14 protein-coding genes and 1 tRNA gene are annotated in these 16,610 nt (G+C 69.6%); 3 read left to right on the top strand and 12 right to left on the bottom strand.

From position 1 onward, the window contains the following. Positions 1-2: 2 nt before the first annotated feature. From ACWTSU_RS09300 to ACWTSU_RS09350, 11 genes are all read right to left on the bottom strand, one after another. Positions 3-722: a sugar transferase gene (locus ACWTSU_RS09300; protein ID WP_455140004.1), complete on the bottom strand. Its 720-nt coding sequence runs from the start codon at positions 720-722 to the stop codon at positions 3-5. Next, positions 700-1,221, bottom strand: a complete 522-nt coding sequence (loaP, locus tag ACWTSU_RS09305; RefSeq protein WP_455140006.1) for an antiterminator LoaP — start codon at positions 1,219-1,221, stop codon at positions 700-702. Before loaP ends, ACWTSU_RS09300 begins: the two co-directional genes overlap by 23 nt. Before the next feature lie 229 nt (positions 1,222-1,450). After that, positions 1,451-2,101: a CpsB/CapC family capsule biosynthesis tyrosine phosphatase gene (locus ACWTSU_RS09310; protein WP_455140008.1), complete on the bottom strand. Its 651-nt coding sequence runs from the start codon at positions 2,099-2,101 to the stop codon at positions 1,451-1,453. Positions 2,102-2,183: 82 nt separating this feature from the next. Beyond that, a complete protein-coding gene (locus ACWTSU_RS09315) occupies positions 2,184-3,125 on the bottom strand; it encodes a CpsD/CapB family tyrosine-protein kinase (protein WP_455140010.1) in 942 nt (313 codons plus the stop codon). Between the two features lie 2 nt (positions 3,126-3,127). Further along, positions 3,128-3,790, bottom strand: a complete 663-nt coding sequence (locus ACWTSU_RS09320) for a YveK family protein (RefSeq protein ID WP_455140012.1) — start codon at positions 3,788-3,790, stop codon at positions 3,128-3,130. 346 nt (positions 3,791-4,136) lie between these two features. Next, positions 4,137-5,414, bottom strand: coding sequence for a methionine adenosyltransferase (metK, locus tag ACWTSU_RS09325; RefSeq protein ID WP_455140014.1), 1,278 nt, complete (start codon positions 5,412-5,414; stop codon positions 4,137-4,139). A gap of 289 nt (positions 5,415-5,703) precedes the next feature. Next, complete coding sequence (locus ACWTSU_RS09330) at positions 5,704-6,759, bottom strand: ABC transporter permease (RefSeq protein ID WP_455140016.1); 1,056 nt, start codon at positions 6,757-6,759, stop codon at positions 5,704-5,706. Between the two features lie 9 nt (positions 6,760-6,768). Beyond that, positions 6,769-8,280 carry a sugar ABC transporter ATP-binding protein gene (locus tag ACWTSU_RS09335; protein ID WP_455140018.1) on the bottom strand — a complete coding sequence of 504 codons (1,512 nt, stop codon included), beginning with the start codon at positions 8,278-8,280 and terminating at the stop codon, positions 6,769-6,771. Between the two features lie 162 nt (positions 8,281-8,442). Beyond that, a complete protein-coding gene (locus ACWTSU_RS09340; protein WP_455140020.1) occupies positions 8,443-9,558 on the bottom strand; it encodes a substrate-binding domain-containing protein in 1,116 nt (371 codons plus the stop codon). Positions 9,559-9,665: 107 nt separating this feature from the next. Further along, positions 9,666-10,586, bottom strand: coding sequence for a sugar phosphate isomerase/epimerase family protein (locus tag ACWTSU_RS09345; RefSeq protein ID WP_455140022.1), 921 nt, complete (start codon positions 10,584-10,586; stop codon positions 9,666-9,668). Between the two features lie 4 nt (positions 10,587-10,590). Further along, the gene (locus ACWTSU_RS09350) at positions 10,591-11,637 is read right to left on the bottom strand and encodes a Gfo/Idh/MocA family protein (protein ID WP_455140024.1); all 1,047 of its coding nucleotides are present in this window, start codon (positions 11,635-11,637) and stop codon (positions 10,591-10,593) included. Positions 11,638-11,986: 349 nt separating this feature from the next. Between ACWTSU_RS09350 and ACWTSU_RS09355 the strand changes: the two genes are divergently transcribed. From ACWTSU_RS09355 to sdaAA, 3 genes are all read left to right on the top strand, one after another. Next, complete coding sequence (locus tag ACWTSU_RS09355) at positions 11,987-13,000, top strand: LacI family DNA-binding transcriptional regulator (protein WP_455140026.1); 1,014 nt, start codon at positions 11,987-11,989, stop codon at positions 12,998-13,000. Between the two features lie 98 nt (positions 13,001-13,098). Then, positions 13,099-14,571 carry a glutamate--tRNA ligase gene (gene gltX, locus ACWTSU_RS09360; RefSeq protein ID WP_455140028.1) on the top strand — a complete coding sequence of 491 codons (1,473 nt, stop codon included), beginning with the start codon at positions 13,099-13,101 and terminating at the stop codon, positions 14,569-14,571. 40 nt (positions 14,572-14,611) lie between these two features. Next, on the top strand, positions 14,612-16,216 hold the full coding sequence (gene sdaAA / locus ACWTSU_RS09365; protein WP_455140030.1) for an L-serine ammonia-lyase, iron-sulfur-dependent, subunit alpha: 1,605 nt from the start codon (positions 14,612-14,614) through the stop codon (positions 16,214-16,216). 317 nt (positions 16,217-16,533) lie between these two features. Here the strand turns inward: sdaAA and ACWTSU_RS09370 are convergent. Beyond that, positions 16,534-16,610 (bottom strand) — tRNA-Glu (locus tag ACWTSU_RS09370).

Genomic DNA, 16,610 nt, shown 5'->3' on the forward strand with positions numbered 1-16,610 from the left:
TATCAGCTCCCCTGCGCCGTGAGGACGACGCCCACGGTCTGGACGATCAGCTTGAGGTCCGTCCATACGCTGCACTGGCGGACGTAGAGCAGGTCGAGGTCGACCCATTCGTCGAAGGGAATCGCGTCTCGGTTTCGACGCGTCTGCCAATAGCAGGTAATCCCCTGCTTCACGCTCAGGCGCTGCAGCTGCCTCGGCGTGTACTCCGCGACCTCATTTGGCAGCGCGGGGCGAGGGCCCACCACGGAGAGGTCCCCCTTGAGGATGTTCACGAACTGCGGCAGCTCGTCGATCGACGTCTTCCGGATCACACGCCCCACGCGCGTCACACGCGGGTCGTCGGCGATTTTGAAGACCGGGCCGTCCTTCTCATTCATCGCCTGGAGCTCGGCCAGGCGCTCCTCGGCGTCCGCCCGCATGCTGCGGAACTTGTACATCACGAACTCGCGCCCGTCCCGACCCACGCGCACCTGGCGGAAGATCGCCGGCCCCTCGGGGTCGTCGAGCTTTATCGCAATCACCACGATGAGGAAGAGCCAGCTCAGGCACACGAGCGCGCAGGCGCTGAACGCCACGTCGAAGGCGCGCTTCACGGCGCGGTAGCCCAGCCGGCCGTTCCGCAGGCGCTCCGCCGCGACAGCCGTGACATCATCCTCGACGGCAGCGGGCCCGCACCCTTCTCCACAAGCAGCGCCCGAGCTAGCTGATACTCTTCCTGACAATCTCTGCCCCCACCTTGACGAGCTTGGTGCGCCCCAGAAGGTGCACCTCCACGTAGGCCAGGCGCTTGTGACGGTCGAGCTTCTTAATCTGGGTCTCCAGCCCCACCAGGGGGCCGTCGGTTATGACCACGCGGTCGCCCTCGACGAACCCGTACGAGGGCTCCACGACGTGGCTCTCGCCGGTGAGCGCATTGAGCCACGACTCCTCGTCCTGGTTCAGGGGGATGAAGCTGCCGTTCACGGAGAGAACCTTGGTAAAGGCGGGGACCCGTCTGAGCTGGCCCACCACCTCGTCGATGTCGAGCATGGACGCGGCGCAGAACACGTATCCGGGGATTAGCAGGTCCTCGGTGAGCACCCAGGCGCCCTTGATCTTCCTGCGAAAGCGATAGCGCGGCGAGAAGAACCGGGCCTTGGACCCGCCCCCGAGCACGTGCTCGAGCAGCTCGATGGTCTGTCGCTCCCGCCCGGTGCTCACCTGCATGACATAGGTCTTCATACGCGACCTCCTCATGTCGTCGGGGCATCACCCATCAGTCCGATGACAGACCGAAAAAGCGAACGGCTATTCATCCTCCCGAGACCCGATACGAGGCGCACCTGGCGTCCATCGCCTGCCTACGAGATATGTCGCAGAGGACCCGGTCCCCTGCCGTGGCCCCGCTCGACGGCGCGCGGGCGTCGCGCGCGACGAGTGCGGCCACGGCAAACGGCCGGCCGCGCGATGCCTACGTCACGCGCATGTGCGCCCCCCTCGTGGGATAGTCGCGCACGGCTGCCTTGAGGTAGGCGTAGTGCTCCGGGCGGTGCGCGTCGCTCGCTATGTAGCGGTAGAGCCGCTGGTCGAACATCTTCTTGGCCGGGCGCTTCTCCTTGCCCAGGCGGCCGCCGGCCACGAAGTCGGCCGAGGCCTGGAGCTTGCAGCCCATGCGCACGAGCCGCACGGCGATGTCGGTGTTCTCCTGGATGGCCCGGTAGCGCTCCGGGTGCGCGATGATGACGTCGTAGCCCATGCCCTGGAGCTCGAAGATCGTGCGCTCGTACTCCTGGAAGGTGGCCTCGCGACAGCCCGGGTCCAGCTCGAGCAGGAACTCGCGCCCGCCGTCGAAGGCCAGGCGCGGCGCCCACTCCTCCACGCCGAGCTCCATGAGCTTGGCGTGCGCCACCTCGAAGCCCATGCGGATGGGGAAGTCGCCCGTCGCGGCCGTGAGCTCGCGGTAGGCCTCCCACATGGCGTCGTAGTCGAAGTAGGGGTCGCGGGCGTGCGGGGTGCACACGATCGACGTCACGCCGGCCTCCTGGGCCGCCTCCAGCATCTGGAGGCTCATCTCCAGGTCGCGCGCGCCGTCGTCCACGCCGGGCAGTATGTGGCAGTGCATGTCCCTCATTGAAGTCGCCCCCCCGCTGAGATCTCTGGTGGTCCGTCCTTGTCCGGGCCGCGGTTCGAGTCGGCGCCGGGCCCTACTCGTCGTCCACCGGGACGCGCGGACGGTAGCTGGTCCCCGCGAGGAACTGCGCCGTCGAGCCCGGCGAGGCCGCGGGCGCGTTGGGCAGCGGGCGCAGGCCGGCCGCCCCCGCCGGGGCCTTCGCGGACCCCGTGCCGCGCGTCGCCGCCGGGGCCGCGGCGCGACGGGCCGCGGGCGCCGCCTGCGGGGCCGGCGCCTTCTGCGCCGGTGCGGCGGGCGCGGGTGCGGGCGTGATGACCGGGCTCTCGTCCCTCTCGCGGCGGGGCTTGCCGCCCTTCTCGCCCTTGGCGTAGTAGCTGTAGTAGTAGTCGCTCTTCTCGCTCTCGCAGTAGTTCAGGACCGCGCCGATGACGTTGGCCTCTGCCTTCTGGAGCTGCGCGTAGGCGGCCGTGAGCTCGTCGCGGCGCACGAAGTTCTGGCGCACCACCAGAAGCGTGGCGTCGGCCACCGACGAGAGCACGGCGGCGTCCACGAACGCCGACAGCGGCGGCGTGTCGAAGATCACGAAGCCGTACTGTCCGCGCAGCTCCTGCGCGAAGCGGTGGAAGCGCTTGGACGAGAGGACGTCCACCGGGTTGGGGATGTGGGGCTCGCAGTCCAGGAACTGCAGGCCGCGCGTGCCGGTCTCGACGACCGCGTCGGCGAGCTCCGCCTGGCCGGAGAGCACGGCGTAGAGCCCCGAGCGCGCGTGGAGGCCCAGCATGTTGGCGATGGTGCGGCGGCGCATGTCGCACTCGACGAGCAGCACGCGCTGGCCGCCGCCGGCCATGGCGCGCGCGAGCTCCACGGCGATCGTCGACTTGCCCTCGTTGGGGACCGACGACGTGACCACGAGGCTCGTGACGGGGTCGTCCACGGAGGCGAAGCGGATGTTGGTCGCCAGCGTCTTGATGGAGTTCTGCAGGAAGACGCGGTCGGTGCTCCCCTTCTTCGGCATGGCTACATCCCACCCCTCATGGCGGGCACGCGGCCGATCACCGGGATGCCGAGGAGCTCCTCGACCTCCTCCTGGCCGCGGACCCTGGTGTTGAGCATGTCGGCCACCACGACGACGGCCACCGCGGCGAACAGCCCCGCCATCAGCGCCACCGCCACGTAGAGCGCGCGGTTGGGGCCGCTGGGGGCCGTGGGGGCCTGGGCCTGGTCGATCGGGTTGACGGACTCGACGCTCATGACCTCCTGGGCGATGGCGGAGACGTTGCTCACCATGGCGTTGGCGGCGTCGGCCGCGGTCTGGGCGTCGGGACCGGTGACGGTGAGGGTGATGACGCGCGAGGTGGTCTCGCTGGTGACGGAGACGTCGTAGTCGGAGAGGCTCTGCAGGCCGAGGTCGGAGGCCGTCTCGGAGAGGGCGCGGTCGCTCTGGAGCAGCGTGGCCACGTCGTTGGCCACCATCTGCGAGGCCGACAGGTCGCTCGAGAGCGAGCTCGAGCTACCGCCGTCCTGGGCGCTCGCGAGCACGTACATGCTCGTGGTGGCGGTGTAGGTGTCGGGCATGAAGAGGAGGCTGTAGACGCCCATGACGAGCGCGCACGCAACTGGGAGCGCCACCACCAGCCTGAGGTGCTTTCGCAGCAGCGCGAGCAGTTCCAGCAGGGTCATGGAACCCTACCCCTTTCCACGTACGGGGCGCGCGGGCGCCCGAGTCAGTCATTCCGGCACAGCAATGTACCCCCGGTGTCATTAACAGTAGCCAAAATGTTGTGTTTGCACAACAACGTCACGAAGGACAATTTGGCGAATGCGCTGTTTACCTGCTCTTTAACAAGAATCTTACGCAAAGGTCCGCTGATTCGCTGATGATGTTCACAATGTCACCCGGACAACAATAAGTGCGGCTGCGGGCACCGGGGGCTTGCGGCGGCGCCCCGTCATGCGAAAGGGCGGCCGGCCCCCAGGGACCGACCGCCCTTCCTCCAAGACGACAGACCCGCCGCCCGTGTCTCCCCTACCGAAGCTCCTCCACCGCGGCGCGCAGCGCGTCCACGCGGTCGCGCCGCTCCCAGTTGAACTCCGGCAGCTCGCGGCCGAAGTGGCCGTACGCGGCGGTCTTCTCGAAGATCGGCCGCCGCAGGTCCAGATCGCGGATGATCGCGCCCGGCCGCAGGTCGAAGACCTTCTCGACGGCGGCCTCGATCACGCTATCGTCCACAACGCCCGTGCCGAACGTGTCCACCATGACCGACAGCGGGTGCGCCACGCCGATCGCGTAGGCCAGCTCGATCTCGCAGCGGCGCGCGAGCCCCGCGGCCACCACGTTCTTAGCCACCCAGCGCGCGGCGTAGGCGGCCGAGCGGTCCACCTTGGTGCAGTCCTTGCCGCTGAAGCAGCCGCCGCCGTGCCGGCCCATGCCGCCGTAGGTGTCCACGATGATCTTACGGCCGGTGAGGCCCGTGTCGCCCATGGGCCCGCCCACCACGAAGCGCCCGGTGGGGTTCACGTAGACGTCCGCGTCGCCCCACGCGATGCCCGCGGCGTCGAGCACCGGCGCGATCACGTGCTCGATCATGTCGGAGCGCACCACGCCCATGTCGGTGACCACGGCGTCGTGCTGCGTGGAGACCACCACGGCCGTGACCTCGACGGGGCGGTCGTCCTCGTAGCGCACCGTCACCTGGGTCTTGCCGTCCGGGCGCAGGTACGGCACCGTGCCGTCCTTGCGCACGGCGGCCAGGCGCTCGGCCATGCGGCTCGCGAGGTAGTGCGGCATCGGCATGAGGACGGGCGTCTCGTCGGTGGCGTAGCCGAACATCATGCCCTGGTCGCCGGCGCCCACGCGGTCGAGCGGGTCGGTCGCTCCCTCGTGCGCGTCGAAGGACTCGTCCACGCCGGCCGCGATGTCGGGGCTCTGCTCGTGGATCATGTTGATGACGCCGCAGGTCTCGCAGTCGAAGCCGTACTTGGCGCGGTCGTAGCCGATGCGGCGGATCACGTCGCGGGCGATCTTCTGCACGTCCACGTAGGCCTCGGTGCGGATCTCGCCGGCCACGACCACGGTGCCGGTGGTGACGAAGGTCTCGCACGCGCAGCGCACGTTCTCCACGCTGGCGGGCGCGCCCGTGGGCGAGACGTAGCCCGCGGCCTCGAGCTCCGCCTCCTTGGCGAGAAGCGCGTCGAGGACGGCGTCGGATATCTGGTCGCATATCTTGTCGGGGTGGCCCTCCGTGACGCTCTCGGAGGTGAAGAGGTAGTTGCGCGACGCGCTGGAACGATTGGTGTCAGACATGGTCTCCCTTTCGACGACTCCCGGTGGCCGTTACCATTCCGCCGGGGCAACCCCTACATGATACCCACGTGGGGCGAGCCCCATGCGCGCCGGGAATGCTCCTGCCGATACGAACGCTTTGGGGGTCGAAAGCGTTCGTATAGACGGGAGCTTCCGCTGAAAGCGTGCGTATTGACGGGAGCTTCCGGTTGAGGGCCCCTCCGGCGCGCGCACGTCCGCCCTCCCGCTCGGGACCGGCGGGAGGGCGGAGGGGGAAAGGTCTCGCGGGCTCGGCGCCGCGCGGGTGCGCCTACTGCGTGCCGCCCGTGCCGCGCCGCCGCCCGAAGAACTCCCTGAGCTGAGGGCCGGCCACCTGGATCATGATGACCACGATCAGGATGACGCCCTTGATGGTGTCCTGGATGAGCGCGTCCATCTTGAGCGCGATGATGATCTTGTCGATGACGTCGTACGACAGCGCGCCAAACAGCACGCCGATCATCCGGCCGCGCCCGCCGCTCATGCTGATGCCGCCGAGCACCACCGAGGCGATCGCGTACATCTCGTAGCTCGAGCCGGTGGTGGCCGGGTCGGCGGAGGCGTTCATGGCCACCCACAGGAAGGCGGAGAGGCCCACGAGCGCGCCGGCGATGGTGAACACGAGCGTCTTCATGAGCGGCACGCCGATGCCGGCGAGGTGCGCGGCGCGGGCGTTGGAGCCCACCGCGTAGATCTTCTTGCCGAACTTGGTGGACGTGCACACGTACACGAACAGCACCACCATGAGCACCATGACGAGGCCCACGATGGGCACGCCGGCCACGCGCGCGTTGCCGAACGTGTAGAGCGGGTCGTAGGAGGACAGCTCGCTCGACATGCGGTACACCGAGCTGCCGTTGCCGATCAGCTCCTTGGGGAGGTGCTGGCAGGCATACTGGGCGACCGAGCGGTAGATGAGCATTGTGGCCAGGGTGACGATGAACGCCGGCATCTTGACCACGCCCACCAGAAAGCCGTTGACCAGGCCGCACGCCGCGCCGAACGCCAGCGCGAAGACCAGCGTGAGCGGGATGGAGTCCGTGGCGTTGAACACCACCACCGAGAACCCCGCCACGAGCGCGAGCATCGAGCCCACCGACAGGTCGATCTCGCCGGTCAGGCACACGATGCCCATGCCGATGGCGATCGTGCCGATCACGGCGCTGTGGCGCAGCACGTTCATGCCCGCGTTCAGGGTGAGGCCGCCGTTGGCGACCGCGTACACGATCAGGATGGCGAGAAAGACCAGGACGAAGCTGTACCTCTTCACCAACCCGAGCGCGGCGGACAGGCCCGCCGGCCGCGCCGCTTGCTTCTCGTTCACCATGGGAGCACCTCACTCACTTGTCTCGACCGGCTGGTCGTCCTGGACGGAGTTCGTCGAGTACAGCATGACCGTCCGCTCGTCTATCTCGTCGTGCTCGAGCCGTCTCACGACGCGGCCCTCGTAGAGCACGTAGCAGACGTCGGCCACCTCGCGCAGCTCGGGGATCTCGAGCGTGTTGATGAGCACCGTCCTGCCCTCGCGCGCCAGGTCCAGAATCAGGTGGTAGATCTCGGCCTTGGCGCCCACGTCGATGCCCTGCGTGGGGTTGTCGAGCAGAAGGATCTCGGCGTCGGTGTTGAGCCAGCGCGCCATGAACACCTTCTGCTGGTTGCCGCCCGAGAGCGACAGGATGCTGTCGTCGCAGGAGTTCGCCTTGATGCTCAGCAGCCCCTGGTAGCGCTCGAAGCGCTCCCGCTCGCGGCGACGGCTGATCCGCGGGCGCCGCGCCGAGAGCACGTGCTCGGAGAGGTACATGTTCTCCAGGAGCGACATGTCCGGCACCACGGAGTTCTCCTTGCGGTCGCTCGGCAGCATGGCCACGCCCGCCTTCATGGCCTCGTGGATCGAGCCGCCGCGCAGCCGCCGGCCCCTCACGCTGGCCGAGCCGCCCGTGGGCCGCCCGATGCCGAAGAGGCACTGCATGAGCTCGGTCGAGCCGCAGCCCATGAGGCCCGTGAGGCCGATCACCTGCCCGCGCGACACCTCCATCGAGACGTCGGCGAACCCCGGGCCCGAGTAGTGGTCGAGCGTGAGCACGACCTCGCCGGTCTCGCGCGGCTCCCACGCCCCGCGCTCCGAGAGCGTCGCGCCCACCATCAGGCCCGTGACCTCGCGCGGCGTGGTGTCGGCGATCGCGCCGGACCCCACGAGGCTGCCGTTGCGCAGCACCGTGTAGGAGTCACAGAGCCTGAAGATCTCGGGCATCTTGTGCGAGATGAAGATGAACGACGTCCCTTGGTCGCGCAGGCCGCGCACGATCCGGAACAGGTGCTCGACCTCGGCGGTGTTGAGCGCCGTGGTGGGCTCGTCCAGGATGAGCAGCTTGGCGTCGAAGAACAGCGCCCGGCTGATCTCCAGCAGCTGCTTCTGGCTCTGCTTGAGCTCGGAGACCGGGGTCATGGGGTCGATGTCCACGCCCAGGCGCTCGAAGAGCTCGCGCGCCTTGGCGACCATGCTCCGCTTGCGCAGCGAGAAGAGCGGGCCGGTCTCCTCCTGACCGAGGAAGATGTTCTCGTAGGCGAGCAGGTCGTTGAAGAGGTTCAGCTCCTGGTGCACGAAGGCGATGCCGGCCCTCTCGACCGCCCGGATCGAGGCGCCGGTGAGGTCGGCCCCGTCGAAGGCGACGGTGCCGGCGTCGGCCGCGTACGACCCGGTCAGGATGTTCATGAGCGTGGACTTGCCCGCGCCGTTCTCGCCGAGCAGCGCGTGGACCTCGCCGCGGCGCACGTGCAGGTCGACGCCGTTCAGGACGCTCACGCCGCTGAACGACTTGCGGATGCCTTTCATGGCGAGAAGCTCCATGGGGCTCCCTTCGTCTGACGGCTGGGAATCGGGCGGCGCTCGACGGGGCCGGGCCCCTCGCGGCGCGTCCCCGTGCGGCCGCCGCGCGCAGCACGGGCGCGGCGGGCGCATGGGGGGCACCCGCCCGCGTGCTGCCGACGGGCGGGTGCCGAGGAGGGCCTCCTACTCAAAGCCGACGTACTCGTCGACGTTCTCGGCGGTGACGTTCTCGCAGGCGATGACGTGGTCCTGCGTGACCTCCTTGCCGTCGAGGTGGTCCACCATGTCCTGGATGGCGGTCTGGATCATGATCGGCGAGTAGGTGACGGACATGGCGCCGCCGAGGTTGGCCACGATGTCCTGGTAGCTCTCGCCGCCGATGACGTCGTAGTACTCCTGCAGGCCGCCGCAGCCGGTGATGAACGGCTTGGTCTCGTAGAAGGCCTCCTTGGCGGAGTCGGAGATGCCGCCGCCGTTGAGGGCCTCGAGGATGCCCATGGCGAGCTCGTCGTCCTCGGCGTACCACCACTTGATCTTGGCGTTGGTCTCGTCGCCGAGCAGCGACTCGAACGCGGCCTTGGTGTCGGAGCGGCTCCAGTTCATGGCGCCGGACTTGGTGATGGCGGAGTCGATCTGCTCCTGGGTCCACTTCTGGTCCTCGGGCACGGTCGAGCCGTCGAACTCGAGGTTGCCGAGCAGGTACTCGGTGAAGCCGTCGTCGCGCAGGGTGGTCACCGACGAGGTGTCGCCCTGGTAGATGTAGACGGCGTCGCCCGGCTGCATGCCGTTCTCCACGAAGTAGGCCGCAGATCCCGCGCCGATGCCCTCGTTGTCGCCCTTGACGTTGGCCACGGCGCTGTCCTGGACGGCCTCGATGATGCGGTCGAAGGCCACGTACGGCACGCCGGCGTCGACGATGGACTGGATGGCGGACTGGAGCGTGTCGTCGAGCGGCTGGATGACGATGCCGGCGACGTCGTCGAGGTTGCCGGCGAGGATGTCCTCGACCTGGGCGATCTGGTCGGCGGCGGCGCCGGCGGTCTGGAGCTCGGCGGTGTAGGTGCCGGCCTCGTTGATCTCGTCGACCTTCTCCTGGGCGAAGACGCCCACCTGGCCGGTCCAGCCGTGGTCGGGCGAGGCGGTCAGCACGTAGATGTGCTTGCCGGAGGCCGCGGCGGCGTCCCCGCCGGAGTCGGAGCCGGCGTCGGAGCCGGTGTCGTTGCTGCAGGCGCCGAGGAAGACGCTGAGCAGCGAGGCGCTCGACGCGGCGACGAACGAACGACGCGAGATGTTGGACATGGCGGTTCCTTTCTCCCTCTTCTTTCCCTTCTCCCCGCCCTCCCTGGGGCGGGGCAGATCACCCTTCCCGTGGCGCGGGTCGCGGGTCGGTCCCGCGGGCCCGGCGCCTAGATCACGAACTGGTCCATGTAGCGCTTGGAGAGCTCAATCGACTGCACGAGGTGCTCGCGGCTGTCCTCGAAGAAGCGGTCCTCTATCTCCAGGCAGCAGTCGCCGTCATAGCCGATCATCGTGAGCTGCGAGACGAAGTCGCCCCAGTCCACGTCGCCCCAGCCCGGGATCTTGGGCTCCATGATGTCGAGCGGGTAGGCCATCGTGCCGCGGCGCGCGAGCTCGGCCGGCTTGAGCTTGATGTCCTTGAAGTGCACGTGGTAGATGCGGTCAGCGAAGTCGCGGATGGCGGCCGCGCAGTCGATCTGCTGCCAGACAAAGTGGCTCGGGTCGAGCGCGATGCCGAGGTTCTTGCTCGGCAGCACCTCGAAGACGCGCTCCCAGTTGGCCGGCGAGGTCATGATGTTCTGGCCGCCCGGCCAGTTGGAGGCGTCAAAGAGCATCGGGCAGTTCTCGATGCACACGCGGATGCCCTCCTCCTCGGCGACCTTCAGGATGGGGCCCCAGACCTCGGGCAGGACCTCGAGGTTCTCCTCGAAGGTCTTGTCGGTCATGCGCCCGATGAACGTGGTCACCTTGGGCACGCCGAGCTTGGCGGCGGCGCGGATGGTCGTGACGAGGTGGTCGTTGAAGAACGCGCGGCGCTCCGGGTCGGGGTCGAGGTTGTTGGGGTAGTAGGCGAGCGCGCAGATGTCCACGCCCTTCTCGCCGGCGTAGTCCAGGACGTGCCGGGCGTAGGCGTCGTCCTCCACCACGCGGTCGACCTCGATGTGGGTCACGCCGCCGTACTTGCGCTCGGCCTTGCCCTTGGGCCAGCACGCCACCTCGACGCACTCGATGCCGATGCGCGCGACCTCGTCGATCATCTCCTCGTAGGTCCAGCCATCGAGAAGCGAGGTGATGAATCCCATCTTCATGGCGCTACTCCTTGTCCGTCGCGACCGCCACGGTGCGGCCGGTCCTGCTCGACTCGATGCTGGCGAAGACCGCGCGCATGGCGGGCAGCACGCTCTCGCCGCTGATCAGCGGTCCCTCGCCGCGCACGAGGCCGTCCACGAAGGCGTCGATGACGCCCGAGGCGGTCTGGTTGTCGTTGGTCTGGATGGCCTCGACGTCGTAGAGCTCGCGCTCGCCGTCGCGCCGGTCGATCACGATGGAGTGGGCAGGGTCGTCGTAGACGCGCATGACGCCCTCGGTGCCGTAGAGCACGGTCGAGTTGTCCTCGGGGCCGTAGTAGGTCCAGCTGGCGGTCATCGTGCCCACCGCGCCGCCGCTCATCTCGTAGATGACCAGGGCGTTGTCATCCACGCCCACGAGGTTGCCCGCGGGGTCGCGCTTGTCGAGCGTGGTCACCCTGGCCGTGGCGGAGACCACGGTCTGGCCGATGAGCCACTGGACGAGGTCGGTCTTGTGGACGCCGAGGTCGGCCATCGCGCCCATCGCGGCGCGCTTGGGGTCGAAGAACCAGCTGCCGGTGCCCGGGTCCACGCTCCAGGTCTCGGGGCCGCCGTGGCCGAAGGTGGTGCGGAAGGTGAGCACGCGCCCGATCCGGCCGGCGTCAAGCAGCCCCTTGGCGCGGACGTGCGCCTTGGCGAGGCGCTGGTTCTGGTCGATCATCAGGGTGCGGCCGGTCTCGCGCGCGGCGGCGACCATGGCCTCGCACTCCTCGATCGTCACCGCCATGGGCTTCTCGCACAGCACGTCCTTGCCGGCGCGCAGGGCGGCGATCGCGGCCTGGGCGTGGGTGGCGTTGGAGGTGCAGACGCTCACGGCGTCCACATCGTCGGCGGCGAGAAGCTCCTCGAGGGTGGCGCAGGCGCGGCAGCCATGCTCGGCGGCCAGCGCGCGGGCGCGCTCGGCGTTGGCGTCGAAGAGCGCGACGACGCGCGCGTCGGGGTTGGCCTCGTACTCGGGGATGTGCCGGACCTGGGCGATCTTGCCGCAGCCGATGACGCCGATTCTGACCATTGCTACCTCCTGGACGAGGCGGACGGGCCTGGCTCCCGCGCGGCGCGCCTCGCGGCGGCGCGCGATTATGAAAGAGTTTTCAGTAGTTCTGCGTCATTTCTTTCATCTGCGATGCTACGGTCCGGCGCGCGGGGGCGGGGGCGAAATTCCACGAACGTCGGTGAAATGCGGCTGAACGGCCCTGCTACCACCCTGTTCGTGCGGAGCGCGCCGCTCGCCGCCCCGGAGGGGCCGCTCGCGGGCTCCCCCGCCGTCCAGTGAAAATATCTTTCATCACGGGCACACGAGGACGCGCATCGTCTACACTGACGGGGTACGCGAGGGCACGTCGGCCACGGAGGGAGCGGCCATGACGCTCGGTCGCAGGGTCACCATCGCCCAGGTCGCCGAGAGCTCGGGGGTGTCCCCGGCCACGGTGTCGCGCGCGCTCAACCACCCCGAGCTCGTGAACCCCCGCACCCTCGCCCGCATCAACGCGAGCATCCGCAGCCTCGGCTACGGGGGAGCGGGCGCGGCGGGCGACGGCGGGCTCATCGTGGTGAACCTCCCCTGGCTCGACAACCCCTTCTACAGCGAGATCGTCCACGGCGCGCGCGTGGCCGCGAGCGACGCGGGCTACGACCTGCTCATATCCTGGGACAACATCACCAACGACACGGCGCGCTCGTTCTGCTCGACGCTCAGGCGCTGCGGGGCGAGCGGGGTCATCACGACCTCGCCGCTGTCCGCCGAGGCGATCCAGGCCGTCGAGGCCGTCGTGCCGCTCGTGCAGTGCGCCGAGCGTCGCACCGACGTGGACGCGCCGTACGTGACCGTCGACGACAACCTCGCGGCCCAGCGCGCCACCGAGCACCTCATCTCGTGCGGATGCCGCCGGCTCGCCATCGTGGCGGGCTCCAACGACTTCAAGTTCTCGCGCGAGCGCCTGGAGGGGTTCGTGGAGGTGACGCGCGCCCACGACGTGAGCGTGCTGCCCGGCTGGATCCTGCAGGTGCCGGACAACAGCTACGCGCTCGCCTACTCCGCCCTCGTCCACCTCTTTGACTCCGGCGAGGTCCCGGACGGCATCTTCGCCGTCTCGGACACCTTCGGGGCGGCCGTCGTGCGCGCGGCGCACATGACGGGCATCGAGATCCCCCGCGACCTCAAGGTGGTGGGCTTCGACAACGCCGAGCTGTCCACGATGCTCACGCCCACGCTCACGACCGTCAACCAGCCGCGCTACCGCATGGGCTTCTCGGCCTGCCGGCTCCTGCTCGACCTGCTCGCCGGCAACGAGCGCGGCGCCGGCTCGATGGTGCTCGAGACCGAGCTCATCGTCCGCGAGTCCACGGTCGGCGAGGCCGCACCCGCCGGCGCCTGAGCCGCGGGGCCTCTCGCCGTGCGCGGGCGCGGGGGCGGCCGCCCTCCGCGCTATACTGGGATGCGTATGTGACGAGAAGAGCCACCGAGAGGAACCTCATGGCAGACACCCCCGTGCGCGTTCGCTTTGCGCCCTCCCCCACCGGCAAGCTCCACGTGGGCGGCGCGCGCACCGCGATCTACAACTGGGCCTTCGCCCGCGCCAACCACGGCACCTTCATCCTGCGCATCGATGACACCGACCCGACGCGCTCCACCGAGGAGAACACCCGCGTCATCCTGCGCGCCATGCGCTGGCTCGGGCTCGACTGGGACGAGGGCCCCGAGGTCGGCGGCGACTTCGGCCCCTACAGGCAGACCGAGCGCGCCCAGCTCTACCGCGACGCCGCGCAGCGCCTGTGGGACGAGGGCAAGGCGTACCCGTGCTTCTGCACGCCCGAGCAGCTCGAGGCCGACCGCGAGGCGGCCCGCGCGCGCAAGGACCCGTTCCAGGGCTACCAGCGCCGCTGCCGCTCGCTCAGCCGCGAGGAGGCCCAGGCGCGCATCGACGCCGACGAGCCGTACGTGCTGCGCATCAAGGTGCCCGAGGACCGCGGCGACGTGGTCGTGCGCGACGCCGTGCACGGCGAGGTCACCTTCGCGGCGCGCGAGCTCGACGACTTCGTGATCCAGCGCACCGACGGCACGCCCACCTACAACTTCGCCACCGTGGTGGACGACGCCGCGATGGGCATCACCCACGTCATCCGCGGCGACGACCACCTCTCCAACACGCCGCGCCAGGTCATCGTCTACGAGGCGCTCGGGGCGCCGGTGCCCACCTTCGCGCACATCTCGATGATCCTGGGCGCGGACGGCAAGAAGCTCTCCAAGCGCCACGGCGCCACGAGCGTCGAGGAGTACCGCGACGCGGGCTACCTCTCGGACGCCTTCGTGAACTACCTGGCGCTTCTGGGCTGGTCGCTCGACGGCGAGACCACGATCGTGCCGCGCGACGTGCTCGCGCGCGAGTTCAGCCTCGACCACGTGTCCAAGAACCCAGCGACCTTCGACCCGGCCAAGCTCGACTGGATGAACGCCGAGTACATCAACCGCATGAGCGACGAGGAGTACACCGAGCACGTGATGCGCCCGGCGCTGGAGGTCGCCGGCGTGGAGCCGGGCGAGCACGACGCCGACTGGTGGGCCGCGCTCGCGCGGATCTGCCGCCCGCGCACCAAGATGAGCGCCGACGCCGCCCAGGTGGCCGCGCCGGTCTTCGCCACGGCCGAGACCCTGGCCTACGACGAGAAGTCCGTGAGCAAGGGGCTCGGCCGCGAGGGCATGGGCGCGGTGCTCGACGCCGCGCGCGGCGCGCTCGAGGCGCTGGGCGACTGGACGGCCGAGGCGATCGACGCGGCCCTCGAGCCGCTGCCCGAGGCGCTCGACGTCAAGAAGCGCCTGGTCTTCCAGGCCGTGCGCGTGGCCGTGTGCGGCAACATGGTGTCGCCGCCGCTCGGCGAGACGATGGCGCTCATCGGCCGCGACGACTGCCTCGCGCGCATCGACCGCGCCCGCTCGATGGCCGCCTAGCGTGGAAAAGGGACAGTCCCTTTTCCACATTGGAGGAAACATGGCCGCACAGCCGCAGACCCTCGCCACGACCTCGGCCTTCGAGATCCTCGGCCCCGTGATGGTGGGGCCGAGCTCGTCGCACACCGCCGGCGCGCTGCGCTGCGCGCGCGTGGCGGCGTCGCTGCTGGAGGGCCGGGTGGCGCGCGTGCGCTTCACGCTGTGGAACTCGTTCGCCCACACCTACCGCGGCCACGGCACCGACCGCGCGCTCGTGGCGGGCGTCCTCGGGCTCGACACCGACGACGAGCGCATCCGCGACGCCTTCGACCTCGCGCGCGAGGCCGGGCTCGACTACTCCTTCGAGGCGGCCGGCGACGACGCGTCGGTCTACCCCAACACCGTGGACATCGACATGACGAGCGAGGGCGGCGAGCGCTGCCAGGTGCGCGGCGAGAGCCTCGGCGGCGGCAAGATGCGCATCAGCCGCATCGACGGCGTGGGCGTGGACATCACCGGCGCCTACGTCACGCTCTTCGTGGCGCACCGCGACGCGCCCGGGCTTCTCGCCTCCCTCACGCACCTGCTCGCGATGGCCGAGGTCAACATCGCCTTCTGCCGCACCTACCGCACCGAGCAGGGCGGGCGCGCCTACTCCGTCTTCGAGACCGACGAGGCGCCGGACGACTCGGTGCTCCCGATGATCCGCCGCATCCGCGACGTCGACTTCGCGACCCTGATCAGCGTGCCGGGGTCGCTGACGGCGGCCGCGCCGGGCGTCACGGCCGCGGAGCTCTTCGACGACGGCGCGCAGCTGCTCGCGGCCTGCGCCGAGCGGGGGCTCTCCATCGGCGGCGTCATGCGGCTGCGCGAGCGCGGCCTCACCGGCGAGGAGCGCGCGGCGGCGTCCATGCGGCGCGTCGCGGAGGTCATGCGCGCGGAGACCACGGAGCCGGTGGCCACGCCGCGCCGCCCATTCGGCGGCCTCATCGGCGGCAAGGCGCGGCGCGTGAGCGAGGGGGCCGCGCGCTGGGCCGGCTCGCTCATGGGGCCGGTGCAGACCGACGCCGTGACGCGCGCGATGGCGGTGCTCGAGCGCTCGGCGGCGATGGGCGTCATCGTGGCCGCGCCGACGGCGGGCTCGGCGGGCGTGGTCCCCGGCTGCGTGCTGGCCTGCGCCGACGCGCTCGGGGCAAGCGAGAGGGACGTGGAGTCGGCGCTGTGGTGCGCCGCCGCCGTGGGCATGAACATCCAGACGCACGCGTGCGTGGCCGGCGCCGAGGGCGGCTGCCAGGCCGAGGTCGGCTCGGCGGCGGCGATGGCGGCCGCGGCGCTCGTGGAGCTGCACGGCGGTACGCCCGAGCAGGCCCTCGACGCGAGCTCGCTGGCCATCGCCAACCTGCTCGGGCTCGTGTGCGACCCGGTGGGCGGACTCGTGGAGGTCCCCTGCCAGGCGAGAAACGCGATCGGCGTGGCCGCGGCGTTCTCGTCCGCTCAGCTCGCGCTCTCGGGCGTGCGCCCGCTCGTGCCGTTCGACGAGGCCGTGGGCGCGATGGCCGAGGTGGGCCACGCGCTGCCGTCACGGCTGCGCGAGACCGCGCGGGGCGGCCTGGCCGTCACGCCCACGGCGCTGTCCGCGTGCGCGGGGTGCGCCGGCTGCGCGTGAGTCAGCGCCCGGCCGCGAGCGCGCGCCCCTCTCGCCCGGCGCCGCACTTCTCGCCCGGCGCCGGGCTTCTCGCCGTCTGCCAACAACCCGCCGGCCGCCGGCGACTCCAAATTACCTGCCGCCGATTCCCAATTACCGACAACCCACCGTCCGCGCGGCAATAACCCGCAAAAAATGATTTCATAATCATATAATTGCAGGATTAAGGTTTGTGAATGTCAGATTTTGCGGGTTAATCGAGAGCGGTGCGGCGGACATACACATTTTGTGGGTTGAAAGCAAAAGGGTCGGCCCCGAAGGACCGACCCTGTCACGTTTGGTAGCCCGTACCAGATTCGAACTGGTGATCTCCGCCTTGAGAGGGCGGCGTCCTGAACCGCTAGACGAACGGGCC

The organism is Thermophilibacter sp. (assembly GCF_966187215.1).